Genomic DNA, 13723 nt, shown 5'->3' with positions numbered 1-13723 from the left:
ACACTATGGCAACAAGTATCATGAACCCCCGGGTTGATTTCTTTTTTAAATCAGAAAAATGGCACGATGAGTATGAGCAATTGCGTTCGATCGTGCTCGATTGCGGGCTCACCGAAGAGTTAAAATGGGGTTGTCCCAGTTACTCGGATGCTAAAAAGAACATTGTACTGATCCATGGATTCAAGGATTACTGTGCCCTGCTGCTTTTCAAAGGCGCTTTGTTGAATGATCCCAAGGGGATCCTCATTCAGCAAACAAAAAATGTGCAATCCGCCCGCCAGATCCGGTTCACCAACGTAAAAGAGATCATCAGGCTGGCGCCCACCCTGAAGAAATATATAAAGGAAGCCATCGAGGTAGAAAGAGCCGGCATGAAGGTGACTTTAAAAAAGACAACCGATTATGCGGTACCGGAAGAGTTTCAAACGAAACTGGACAAAATGCCCGCCCTGAAAAGAGCCTTTAAAGAGTTGACACCCGGGCGGCAACGTGCCTATATCTTTTATTTTTCTCAACCTAAACAAGCCAAAACCCGCGAAGCGCGGGTTGAGAAATACCTGAAACAGATCCTTAATGGTAAAGGACTGGATGATTAAATAACCCTAAAAAAACGAATCAACATGGAACAAACAAAAAGCAAATCCGGAAAAAGAAACAAGATCATTTATTGGATAGCCACGCTTTGGCTGTCATTGGGCATGACGGCAACAGGCATCGTGCAATTACTACAAAACAAAGACGAAGCCGCTATGTTCGGCCGGTTGGGTTACCCCATGTATTTACTGATAATAATCGGGGTTTGGAAAATGCTGGGCGTAATAGCGGTGCTTGTACCTAAATTTCCATTGGTAAAAGAATGGGCGTATGCCGGTTTTTTCTTTGTCATGAGCGGTGCTGTTATTTCTCACCTGGCAGTAAACGATGCCCCTGCAGAATTATTCGGCCCCCTCTTACTGATAGTACTTACCATTGTATCCTGGTATTTCAGACCTGCCAACAGAAAGCTCCTTTCACTAAATAACTAACGCCATGAAAGAAACCAAAAAAGAGTTGTCACCCGCACAACGCACCGAATTGCTCACCATTCTGAAAACCCGTTTTGAGAAGCATAAAAACCGCCATCAGGAAATAGTGTGGGCCGATGTACAGGCCAGGCTGGAGTCGGACCCTGAAAAACTGTGGGTGCTGGATGATATGGAAACCACCGGCGGCGAACCCGATGTAGTAGGGTATGACAAAAAAACGGATGAATACATCTTCTTTGATTGCTCGCCAGAAAGCCCTAAAGGCCGCAGAAGCCTTTGTTACGACCGCAAAGCACTGGACGCCAGAAAAGAGAACAAACCCAAAGACAGCGCCCTGGATGCGGCCAAAGCCATGGGTATTGAACTGCTGACCGAAGAACAATACCGCGCACTGCAACAACTGGGTGAGTTTGATACAAAAACTTCCAGCTGGCTGGTAACCCCCGCCGACATCAGGCACCTGGGCGGCGCCATCTTTGGCGACCGGCGTTACAATACGGTATTCACCTACCATAACGGAGCGGATTCTTACTATGCCGCGAGAGGGTTTAGAGGTTCCTTGCGAGTGTAGAAGGCAGAGGGCAGTAGGGGAAAGGGCAGAAGGCAGAGGGCAGTAGGGGAAAGGGCAGAAGGCAAAAAGAAATACGTAGCTGAGGCAGAGAAATGAAAAAACTCAGAACCCAATAACCCAATAGCCCAATAACCTAGAACTTAAAACTTTCAACTTAAAACTTTCAACTCCCCCAACTTATATTCCGAAAAGAAATATCTAAAAAAACTTTTCTCCCATGGGGTAATTTCTCACGTGACTTCCTCTTAACTGTTAACCCGCGCGGTAAATTATGATGCGAGCTTGCATTTCATTGTAAACCATCATTAATATCAGTCACATGAGAAAATTAATATATGCCATGCAGGTGGCAGCTATGCTATTCCTGCTTATCGATATGGCCGCCGCGCAGGGCGTTCTAAAAGGTAAGATAACTAGCGAAAGTGGAGAACCGCTGGCTAATGCATCCATTGTTGTCGGCGGTAATAAAGGCGGTACTTCTACCGACACCTCGGGCGAATACCGCCTTTCTTTACCTTCGGGTACCCACAAACTGGTTATCACCAGCGTAGGTTTTAATCCCTATAGCATGACGGTGAAAATAGACAATGCCACCGTTACCCGGGATATCGTCCTGCAATTTGCCATCGCCGACCTCAGCGAGGTCGTAGTAGCAGTAGGCAGCCGCGCCTCGCAACGAACGTTCACCACCACACCATTACCAGTTGATAATATCAATGCTTCGGAACTGCAAAGCTCCGGACAATTGTCGTTTGATAAAGCCCTGCAATTACGGGTACCCTCGTTCAATAGCGTCAATACGCCGGTGAACGATGCTACTTCATTACTCGATCCATATGAGATCCGGAACATGGGGCCCAGCCGCACCCTCATACTGGTGAATGGCAAACGTAAAAACCCCAGCGCCCTGGTGTATATTCAAACTTCACCCGGCCGCGGGGAGACCGGCGCCGACCTGGCAGCCATCCCCACCGAAGCCATCAAACGGGTAGAGATCCTGCGCGATGGTGCTTCTGCCCAATATGGCTCCGATGCCATTGCCGGCGTAATGAACGTGATTTTGAAAGACCGCTTCGATTATACTAATTTTAAAATAGCCAGCGGCGTAACCCATAAGGGAGATGGATTTTCGATTTTGACCAGTTTGAATGGTGGCGCCAATTTCGGCAGTAAAGGATTTATCAATTATACCATCAATTTTCAACGGGAAAACAAAACCAACCGAAGTGGTAATGTAGATGCCGAAGGTGACAACAACGACCTGAGCGCCGGTACGGCTGCCAGTTTGGAAGAGGTTAAGAAATACCTGGCCCGTTTTCCTGATGCCAAAAATATCAGCGGTACACCAACTGCCACGGCTACCAAATTCCTGGTGAATGCAGGTATCCCTGTAAGTGACAATACCGACTTCTATGCCAATGCGGCATATGTATATAAAAAAGTGCAAAGCTATGCCAACTACCGCACGCCCTACTGGAAAGAAGATTATGGTTTGCTGCACGATGCCGGTACTGAATACGTGGGTTATGGCCCTACCTTTGAAGGCGACCTGAACGACTATAACGCAACGGTTGGTTTCAAAACAATCAAAAACGGCTGGATGCACGACATCAGCTTTACCACCGGCGGAAATAAACAATTGTACACGGTAGAGAATACGGTGAACCATTCCCTCGGCTCCAAAAGTCCTATCCGGTTCAAACCCGGCGGTTATGCGTTTAACCACGTAGTGGGCAACATAGATATCACCAAAGAAGTGGCCGATAAATTGAACATTGGTTTTGGCAGTGAGTTCCGCAGCGAGAACTTCCAGATCTTTGCCGGTGATACTGCATCCTATACCGGTGAGGGCGCCAACTCATTTCCCGGTGTAAATGAGATCAACGCCATCAAAGTGAATCGCTTCAATATCGGTGGCTACTTCGATCTGAGTTATGACATCACCAAAGCATTGCTGGTAAATGGAACCGTGCGGCAGGAGTACTATAGTGATTTTGGAAGTGCCTTTGTTTGGAAGATCAGCGGCCGGGCCAAAGTAATCGGTGATAAACTGACCATTCGTTCTTCTGTTTCAACCGGTTTCCGGGCGCCCAGTTTACATCAGATAAACCTGCAGATAGCCCAGCAAAGTTTTGTACCGGGACAGGGCATTCAATCAAAGGGAATTGTAAGTAATAAAAGTCCGCAGGCGCATGTATTGGGGGTACCCGCCTTAAAGCCGGAGAAGTCGGTGAACTTCACTGCCGGGTTTGGCTTCAACCCCACCAGGAACCTGAGTGTTACTGTCGATTATTATCACATCGATATAAAAGACCGCATCATCCTCAGCTCCAACATCACCAATACCGCAGCCGGCAATACCGAACTGGATGAGGTGTTGCGGAACAATGGCATTGTTGGCGTGAGCTTCTTTACCAATGGTATTCATACGAAAACAGAAGGTATCGATGTAGTGGGCATCTATAAAAACATTCGCTTAGGCAATACAGGCAAACTCACCATCAACCTGGCCGGTAACTACACCCTCAAAAATGACCTCGAGGGCAATGTTACCAATCCTAAGCTGATCAGTGATGCTGGTCAAAGCACCCTTGATCAGATCCAGATAGCCCTGTTGACCACCAGCCGGCCCAAATACAAAGTGGTGCTGGGCGGTGACCTTACCGTTGGTAAATGGAATTTCCTGTTGAACAATACGTTGTTTGGACCTACTACTTTCCATAATGACGGGTTGGATAAAAACCTGAAGCTGGAGTTTCAAACCAAGGTACTTACCGACATCAATATCGGTTACCAGTTCAGCAACCGGGTAAATGCATCGATAGCAGTAAATAACATATTCAATATAGTGCCGGAATGGAAATTGAAATCTTTGAACAGCAATGGCGATGCTATTTTAAGCGACCCGGCGCAGGTGAAAAAGAATGTCAATGCCATTACTTTCAACGGCAGATATAGTATGGTAACTTATGATGGATCACATTTCAGCCAGCTGGGAACAACGTTTTTGGCGACGCTGAATTTTAAGTTGTAGATTGCCTGAAAACAAGGGGGCTGGCGTACGGGCCAGCTTCCCTTTTACAAGAACATGATTACCTATACAAGGTCAACAACAAAGGAAGAACTGGAGCAGATCCTGGCACTGCAAAAACAAAACCTGGCGGTTGGATTAACTGAGGAGCAGATAGCAGCGCAAGGTTTTGTAACGGTGTCGCACAGTTTTACCGACCTGTATAAAATGAATGAACTGGAGGCGCATGTAATTGCGAAAGATAATGACCGGGTTATAGGGTACATCCTGGCTATGACCGTTCGTTCCCGGCTCGATATTCCCATTCTGCTTCCTATGTTCGACCTATTTGACGCGGTAACCTATCAGCATAAAAAGATTGCTGATTATAATTATATGGTGGTAGGACAGGTTTGTGTAGCGGCCGATTACCGGGGACAGGGCGTATTTGATGCCTGTTACAAGGCCTATAGTAGCTATTTTAACGACAAATATGATTTTGCCATAACTGAGATCGCAACCCGCAACCAGCGTTCGCTGCATGCGCACAAAAGGGTAGGGTTTGAAACGATCCATTCTTACGTAGCTCCTGACGGGGAAGAATGGAATATTGTTATTTGGAAGTGGTGAGTAGTTACAAGTTACAGGTTACAAGTTCCAGGTTGCACGGAAAATACTGTTTAACGCCCCGTGAAACCTGTAGCCTGAAACAGCTGGTTAATAGTCAAGAAACAACGAATAATGGACAAATACTCTCAATACAGAACCGAAGACTTTCTACAAGACGAGTCTTTTATCAATTGGGTGTTGGCCCCTGAAGGGGAAAACAACCAGGCCTGGATGAAATGGATGAATAGCACAACTCAAAAGGATGCGGCACTAAAAGCAATGGAGATCATCCGCACCCTTGATTTTAAAAAGGAGGAGGTGCCAAATAACTATTACGGGAACCTGAAACAACGGATCGACAACACAATCGCCAGCGAACAGGCCATTCCCATACAATCCGGGCGATCAGGCCGATGGTGGATGAAAGCAGCAGCGGTAATTGCTACCTTGCTTACAGGCACATTGGTGTTGTATTATGTAAGAAAGCCGGATTACACATATATTTCAACACCATATGCAGCTACCAAAACGGTATGGTTACCTGATAGTTCAGAAGTGGTGCTGAACGCCAATTCTTCTGTCCGGTTCAACAGAAAGGGCAGCAATGGCAAACGGGAAGTATGGGTAACGGGAGAAGCGTTTTTTAAAGTACGCCACATCGATAAAGCCGGCGAAGCGCAACCTTTTGCCGTATATGCCGGCGATGCAGTAATAGAAGTGCTGGGCACCGAGTTCAATGTAAAGAGCATTAACAATACAACCGGTGTACTGCTGCAAAAGGGGAAAGTAAGGTTCAGTATTCCGGCCGGCAATGCCAGCACCATTATGCAGCCAAACGAGTATTGCCAGTATGCAGCAGCGCAAGGGAAAATAACAACCCGTACTGCCAACCCGGTGCTGTTCACTTCCTGGATGGAGCACAAATACCGGTTCGAAAAAGCGACAGTACAGGATGTTTGTGAAACTTTGAAAGAATATTTTGGGTTCGATTTTACTATAGAAAGACCGGAACTGAAAACACAGGTCATTTCAGGAACACTGGAATTACAGGATGGAAATACAGCGTTGTTTGTACTGCGTGAATTACTGCATACAACAATTATCAGAACAAACAACCAGGTTGTTATTAGATAAGTTGAACCCGGAACCAAAACTATTATAGAACGCAGCGCGCTAAAACAGGAAAAAGCGCTAAGCGGATAATGATTATGAGAAAAAGCCTTTTTAACAAATGGCTTATTGTATGTTATTTATCCCTGTGCATGGTATTGGCCGTGCAGGGGCAGCGGATTGCCCCAAACAGTCTTCCCCTGAAAGACGTGATTTTTGCCCTCGAAAAGAAATTCAGCCTAAGTATTCTCTACCGCGAACAACTGGTACAAAACAAAAATGTAACCCCCGATACCACCGCCTGCAACAATCCCGATAAAGCCTTGCGCACGCTGCTAACGCCATTCGGATTGACCTACAAAAAAGTATCACCCACACAGATCATCATTTCGGAAGTTCCCGGCCATACAGATAAGAGTGAAAAGTCGCCGGATGTGGAGCAACCCGGATTACGCGGAACTGTTCGCAATGAAAAGAACGAACCGGTGCCGGGCGTGTCTGTTATTGTGATTGGCGCCAAAGGAACCGTAACCGATGCGGAGGGAAACTACTGGCTGCCATTGAATGAAGGCAATCATAAGATCTATTACAGCAGCGTTGGGTACAGCAGTTATGTAACTACGGTTAAAATACAGCAAGCAGCAATGGTGCGGAATGTGACCCTTAATAATGTTATAACCGACCTTAGTGGGGTAGTGGTGGCAGTAGGCAGTCGTGCCGGCCAGCGCACTTTTACCAATACGTCTTTACCTGTAGATAATATCAATGGTGCTGACCTCATCAGTACCGGTCAGTTAACACTCGATAAAGCATTGCAGTACCGCGCGCCTTCGTTCAACACCGTGAACATGCCGGTGCACGACGCTACCAGTTTGTCAGACCCCTATGAGATCAGGAATATGGGGCCCTGTCGTACGTTGATCCTGATAAATGGAAAAAGAAAAAATCCCGGTTCACTCGTATATATACAAACTTCACCCGGTCGCGGAGAAACCGAAACCGATCTCTCTGCCATTCCGGTGGAAGCGATCAAACGGGTGGAGATCTTACGCGATGGTGCCTCTGCCCAGTATGGGTCCGATGCTATTGCCGGCGTAATGAACATCATTTTGAAAGACCGTTTTGAGTATACCAGTTTCAAAACCAATACCGGCATTACGAGCAGGGGCGATGGTTTTTCTATCGGCAACAGCATCAACAGCGGCGTGAACATCGGTACGAAAGGTTTCGCCAATTATACCATCAGTTTTCAAAAAGAGAACCGCACCAACCGGCCGGGTAAAGTAGATGCCGAACAGGACAATATAGACCTGGGTGATGGAACTGCTGCCGGTTTGGAAAAAGTAAAAGCCTACCTGGCACAATTTCCCGACGCCCGCAATGTAAATGGTACACCCGCCATTACGGCTGCCCGCTTCCTGGTAAACGCCGGCATCCCATTAGATGATAACGCTACTTTTTATGCGAATGCAGCGTATGTGTACAAGAACATACAGAGTTATGCCAACTATCGAACGAATTATTGGAAACAGGACCCCTTTAATTTATTACACGATACCAATTCAACTTACCTGGGGTTTGGTCCAACCTTTGCCGGTGACCTGAACGACTATAACGCCACCCTGGGTTTTAAACAGGAAAAAACACGCTGGACAACGGATGTAAGCGCTACTATCGGCGGTAACAAACAATTGTATTCGGTCGACAATACCTGGAACCCCGCATTGGGTGCGCAAAGTCCTACCACCTTCCGCCCCGGAGGTTATGGCTTTCACCACGTAGTTGGGAATATCGATATCACCCATACCATTAACGACCATTTATCCATTGCATTGGGTACCGAATTCCGGAATGAGACCTTTACCATCATGGCCGGCGACCGGGCTTCCAGCGTAGGCACAGGACCTGTTTCTTTTTCAGGCATTGCTAACCTCAACGCCAAAACGTCGAACCGGTTTAATATGGGTGGTTATCTGGATGTGAGCTATGATGTATCGAAATCAATGCTGGTAAATGCTACGGCCCGGCAGGAATATTACAATGATTTTGGCGGCGCCTTTGTATGGAAGGTGAGTGGCCGAAAAAAATTACTGGGCGATAAACTGTCTGTACGTTCTTCCCTGTCAACCGGTTTTCGGGCACCGGGTTTGCACCAGGTAAACCTGCAGATAGTACAACAGATCTTTACGCCCGGTATGGGCGTGCAAACTAAAGGCGTGGTGAGTAACAAAAGCAGGCAGGCCCAGGTGCTGGGAGTGCCCGCCCTAAAACCCGAGCGATCGCTGAATTTCACCGCTGGCATTGGTCTGCGTTCTTCCCGTTATTTCAGTTTAACGCTCGATTATTATAATATCAATATTAAAGACCGGATTATTTTAAGTTCGGATATTGCACATACAGCAGATAACAATACGCCACTCGATACGGTATTAAGCGCCAATGGGATCATTGGCGTTAGTTTTTTTACCAATGGCATCAGCACCAATACGCAGGGGCTCGATCTGGTAGCCACCTTTAAAAATATCCGTGTGTTCAATACCGGCCACGTAACCATTAACCTCGCGGGTAATTATACGATGGCCAATAAATTGCTAGGGGTAGTGGCCAATCCCAAACTAATTGAAGAGGCCGGGCAGCAGATCTTTGATTATATGCAGGAAGCATTGTTATTAACGAGCAGACCAAAATTCAAAGCCATCCTCGGTGGTGACCTTACTGTTGGGAAACTGGGATTTAATCTCAATAATACGTTGTTTGGTCCGGCCATCTTTCGCAGTGCCGGGCTCGACCGGAACATAAAAATGGTGTTTAAGCCCAAAATTGTTACCGACGCACACCTCAGTTATCAATTCAATTCGTGGCTGGGAAGCTCCTTTGCCGTAAACAACCTGTTCAATATACTACCGGAATATATACTGAAACCATTGAACTTTTCCGGACAGCAGGTGTTGAATGACCCGGTTGCGTTTAAACGGAATATAAATGCGGTGACATTTAACGGTCGCTACCAAATTGCCACGTACGATGGGTCGCACTTTAGCCAGTCTGGGACTACGTTTTTGTTAACGCTAAACTGTAAGTTGTAAAAAAGGCCCAAAAGCTTCAACCAACCACACGTTTTACTTTACATTTGTCTGCGGAAATAGCACAGAATGAACGCAGAACAACAACGATTACAGGACCCCAGCTGGAAAAGATGGGGCTCTTATGTATCTGACAGGCAATGGGGTACTGTTCGGGAAGATTACAGCGCCAAAGGCGACGCATGGGGATATACTACCCATGATATGGCCCGCAGCAAAGCCTGGCGCTGGGGCGAGGAAGGCATTGCCGGTATAAGCGATGACAAACAGCTGTTGTGTTTTTCACTGGCGTTATGGAATAAAAGAGATCCCATTCTGAAAGAACGGTTGTTTGGCTTGAATAACCAGCAGGGTAATCATGGCGAAGATGTAAAAGAGATCTATTATTACCTCGATGCCACGCCTACCCATTCGTATATGAAAATGTTGTACAAGTATCCGCAACAGGAATTCCCCTACGAATGGCTGATCCAGGAAAATGGCCGCCGCAGCCGCCAGGAACCGGAGTTTGAATTGATAGAGACCGGTTTGTTCGATGAGGATAAATACTTCGACGTATTTGTTGAGTATGCCAAAGCCGGTACTGACGATATCCTCATAAAAATAACCATTCATAACCGCTGTAAAGACGCTGCCAGCTTGCATGTATTGCCCACCGTTTGGTTTCGCAATACCTGGACGTGGGGCCGCCATGATTATAAACCTACATTATACAAGAACGGCGATCATTCCATTCGCATAGAACACGAACGGCTGGAGGTATCATCCCTGTATTTTCAGGGTGCCGGTACCATGTTGTTCTGCGAGAATGAAAGCAATAACCAGCGGTTGTATAATAACGACGATCAACGGCCATATCCCAAAGACGGGATCGAGGACTTTTTGATCCGGGGTAAGAAATCGGTGAACCCCGCCATGATGGGTACCAAGGCAGCCATTAATTATGAGTTGACCATTCCCGGCGGTTCCTCCCACACCCTTCGATTGCGGTTAAGCGATCAACACCATCCCAATGCGTTCGATGAATTTGAAGCCATCTTTGAAGCCCTGTTTGCCCAGCGCATAACAGAGGCGGATGCTTTTTATGCGGATCTGGAAAAGAGCATTCCTGATGAAGATGAAAAACTCATCTTCCGGCAGGCAATAGCCGGTATGCTGTGGAATAAACAATTCTATTCATATAAGGTACAGCAATGGCTCGATGGGGATCCTTCTTGTCCTACGCCGCCGCCGGAACGCTGGCAGGGGCGTAATAACGACTGGAAGCAACTCAATAACGAAGATATCATCTCGGTGCCCGATAAATGGGAGTTTCCCTGGTATGCCGCCTGGGACCTCGGTTTTCATTGTGTTACCATTGGCCTGGTGGACCCGGATTTTGCCAAGCAGCAATTGCAATTGCTCACCGAAGAGTGGTATATGCACCCTTCGGGTATGCTGCCTGCGTATGAATGGTCGTTAGGCGATGCCAACCCGCCCATTCATGCAGGTGCCGTATGGCGGATCTTCCGGATGGATGCCAAAACAAAAGGCGTAAAAGATTATGCATTCCTGGAATCGCTCTTTCACAAACTGCTCATCAATTTCACCTGGTGGGTGAACCGGAAAGATAAAGAAGGCAATAACATCTTTGAAGGAGGTTTCCTGGGGCTGGATAATATCGGGGTGTTCGACAGAAGTGCTCCATTGCCCGAAGTGGTACATGCTGAACAGGCCGATGGTACCAGTTGGATGGCCATGTATGCCCTGAACATGCTGCATATTTCACTGGAACTGGCCACCCACAATAAGGCTTACACGGGAATGGCTACCAAGTTTTTTGAACATTTCCTGTACATCGCCGGCGCTATGGCAAACATGGGTAAGAACAATACCGGTTTGTGGGATGAGGAAGATGAATTCTTTTATGACCAGGTACGCATAAAAAATAACCAGGTCGTAAAACTGAAAGTAAAAAGCATGGTGGGACTGATCCCCCTGTTTGCAGTAGAAGTGATCACCCGCGACACGCTTGACAATAACCCGGTATTTGCCGAACGCATGAACTGGTTCCTGCGGCACCGGCCCGATCTGGCCTTGCTGGTATCGCGCTGGTACGAGGAAGGTAAACAGGATACCCACCTGTTGGGTTTACTGGGTGGCCATCGCATGAAAAGATTGTTGAGCCATATGCTCGATGAAACTGCTTTTTTAAGCGATTATGGAGTTCGGTCACTATCGAAAGAATATGCCAAATACCCATATAATATCAATATAAACGGGGTACCAATGAGTGTGCCTTATGTGCCGGGCGATAGTGACAGTGCCATGTTTGGCGGTAACTCCAACTGGCGCGGACCGGTATGGATGCCGATGAATTTCCTGCTTATTGAAAGCCTGCGTAAATATCATTTCTATTATAGCGATGATTTTAAAATAGAATATCCAACTGCCTCGGGCAATTACCTAACGTTGAAGCAGGTGGGCAATGAGATCGCCTGCCGGTTGTTGCGCATCTTCCAGCGTAATGAGGAAGGCAAACGCCCTGTATTGGGTTCACACCCCAAATTCCAGAACGATCCCCACTTCAGGGATTACATTTTATTCCACGAATATTTTCATGGTGACAATGGACGGGGACTGGGCGCCTCGCATCAAACGGGTTGGACGGGATTGATAGCCAATTTGATTATTATGAAAAATCAACCGTGACGGATCCCCTCCCGGGAAGGGTAGGGGTGGGTTTATAATGTGTATCCCAACAGGGTACAAGCTTTGCATAATTTACCTTACACACCAAACCATTCCCCACTAAGAAATAACTCTCAATAGTTATGTTCAGGCTGTTCGTGGCCTGACAAACCTTTTTTGAAACCAAAAAATTAAACTATCATGAGAGTTAATTCCTCCATTGTTTGCCGGTTTTTTGCGGCATCAACGTTTCTTGCATTGATGTTGACGGGTTGTAAAAAGCATGATAACCCCATTGATCACAACAACGGGGAAGTAGACATTCGGTTGATTGCCGATAATTTTGTTTCCCCCATTGGCCTGGTTACGCCGCCCGATGATACCAGCCGGATGTTTGTGATTGATCAGGTTGGAAAGATCTGGGTTATTAAGAACGGTGAAAAACTGGCAGTACCTTTTATGGATGTTACCAGCAAACTGGTTCCCCTGGATCCCGGTTATGATGAAAGAGGCTTATTAGGGCTGGCCTTCCATCCGGATTATAAAAACAATGGGCGCTTCTTTGTGTATTATCAGTTGCCACCCCGTGCCGGTGGACCGCAAATGGGTGTTAACTGGGATAACCTGAGCCGCATTTCAGAATTTAAAGTATCGGCCAATGCAGATATGGCAGATATGAATTCTGAAAAAGTTTTGTTGGAAATGGATGACCCCCAATCGAATCACAACGGCGGTACGCTGGCGTTTGGCCCGGATGGCTATTTGTATATTTCCATTGGTGATGGTGGTGCCGCCGATGATGTTGCGCCAGGGCATGTTACCGACTGGTATCTGCCCAATGCAGGCGGCAATGGCCAGGACATCGACTCCAATTTATTCGGCAATATTCTGCGCATCAATATCAATAATGGCAGTCCTTATGGAATACCGGCAGATAACCCATTTGTGGGCAAAAACGGTAAAGATGAAATTTATGCTTATGGTTTCCGCAATCCGTTCCGGTTTTCATTCGATATGGGCGGCGATCATAAGCTGTTGGTAGGCGATGCCGGACAGTCATTGTGGGAAGAAGTAAGTGTGGTAACAAAAGGCGGAAATTATGGCTGGAATGTAAAAGAAGGACGGCACTGCTTTGATGCTGCGGTGGATACGCAGGTGCTGGGTTCCTGCCCAATGGTAGATAACCTGGGTAATCCGTTGATTGATCCGGTAATAGAAGTGAATAACGCGGCTAATCCAATAGGCGGCAGGGCCACTACCATCATTGGCGGTAATGTATACCGGGGCAAAGAATTGAAGGGTTGGGATGGAAAATACATTTTCGGCACGTTCTCACAAGGGTTCACCGTTGGAGATGGCGAGTTGTTTATGTCGCAAACCTCCGGGGCCGCTACCTGGAATTATGATGAAATAAATCTGAAAAGCCACCCTGATGATACCGGCTATTTTCTGCGCGGATTTGGACAGGATAATCAGGGCGAGATCTATTTAACTGTTTCCTCCATGCTGGGCCCAAGTGGAACAACTGGAAAAGTATTTAAGCTGGTACCGGTAAATAATAAAAATGACTGGTGAAAAATTGTAGAAGTATCTACACAAACATTTATATGTTTTGCGAGTTAAAAGGTCGTTACGCACGACCTTT

At 46.8% G+C, this 13723-nt stretch carries 9 protein-coding genes; all 9 read left to right on the top strand.

Annotated elements, in window-relative coordinates; translation table 11 throughout:
- The first annotated feature begins 5 nt into the window (after positions 1-5).
- The 9 genes from BMX95_RS12390 (at position 6) to BMX95_RS12350 (ending at position 13653) form a co-directional block, all read left to right on the top strand.
- On the top strand, positions 6-596 hold the full coding sequence (locus BMX95_RS12390) for a YdeI/OmpD-associated family protein (RefSeq protein ID WP_081204897.1): 591 nt from the start codon (positions 6-8) through the stop codon (positions 594-596).
- A 24-nt stretch (positions 597-620) separates the two neighbouring features.
- A complete protein-coding gene (locus BMX95_RS12385) occupies positions 621-1025 on the top strand; it encodes a DoxX family protein (protein ID WP_081204898.1) in 405 nt (134 codons plus the stop codon).
- Positions 1026-1029: 4 nt separating this feature from the next.
- On the top strand, positions 1030-1596 hold the full coding sequence (locus BMX95_RS12380; RefSeq protein ID WP_081204899.1) for a DUF4256 domain-containing protein: 567 nt from the start codon (positions 1030-1032) through the stop codon (positions 1594-1596).
- Between the two features lie 319 nt (positions 1597-1915).
- Positions 1916-4630: a TonB-dependent receptor gene (locus BMX95_RS12375; RefSeq protein WP_081204900.1), complete on the top strand. Its 2715-nt coding sequence runs from the start codon at positions 1916-1918 to the stop codon at positions 4628-4630.
- Between the two features lie 54 nt (positions 4631-4684).
- Positions 4685-5236 carry a GNAT family N-acetyltransferase gene (locus tag BMX95_RS12370; RefSeq protein ID WP_242673281.1) on the top strand — a complete coding sequence of 184 codons (552 nt, stop codon included), beginning with the start codon at positions 4685-4687 and terminating at the stop codon, positions 5234-5236.
- Between the two features lie 111 nt (positions 5237-5347).
- Entirely contained in the window at positions 5348-6349 is a 1002-nt protein-coding gene (locus tag BMX95_RS12365; RefSeq protein WP_081204901.1) for a FecR family protein, read from the top strand.
- Positions 6350-6423: 74 nt separating this feature from the next.
- Positions 6424-9411 carry a TonB-dependent receptor plug domain-containing protein gene (locus BMX95_RS12360; RefSeq protein WP_280517375.1) on the top strand — a complete coding sequence of 996 codons (2988 nt, stop codon included), beginning with the start codon at positions 6424-6426 and terminating at the stop codon, positions 9409-9411.
- Positions 9412-9477: 66 nt separating this feature from the next.
- Positions 9478-12099, top strand: coding sequence for an MGH1-like glycoside hydrolase domain-containing protein (locus tag BMX95_RS12355; RefSeq protein WP_081204903.1), 2622 nt, complete (start codon positions 9478-9480; stop codon positions 12097-12099).
- A 180-nt stretch (positions 12100-12279) separates the two neighbouring features.
- The gene (locus tag BMX95_RS12350; protein ID WP_081204904.1) at positions 12280-13653 is read left to right on the top strand and encodes a PQQ-dependent sugar dehydrogenase; all 1374 of its coding nucleotides are present in this window, start codon (positions 12280-12282) and stop codon (positions 13651-13653) included.
- Positions 13654-13723 lie beyond the last annotated feature (70 nt).

This window comes from Niastella yeongjuensis, assembly GCF_900110245.1.
Taxonomy (GTDB): Bacteria; Bacteroidota; Bacteroidia; order Chitinophagales; family Chitinophagaceae; genus Niastella; species Niastella yeongjuensis.
The sequence above is the reverse complement of the archived record's forward strand: the minus strand, read 5'-3'. Positions and strand labels throughout refer to the sequence as shown.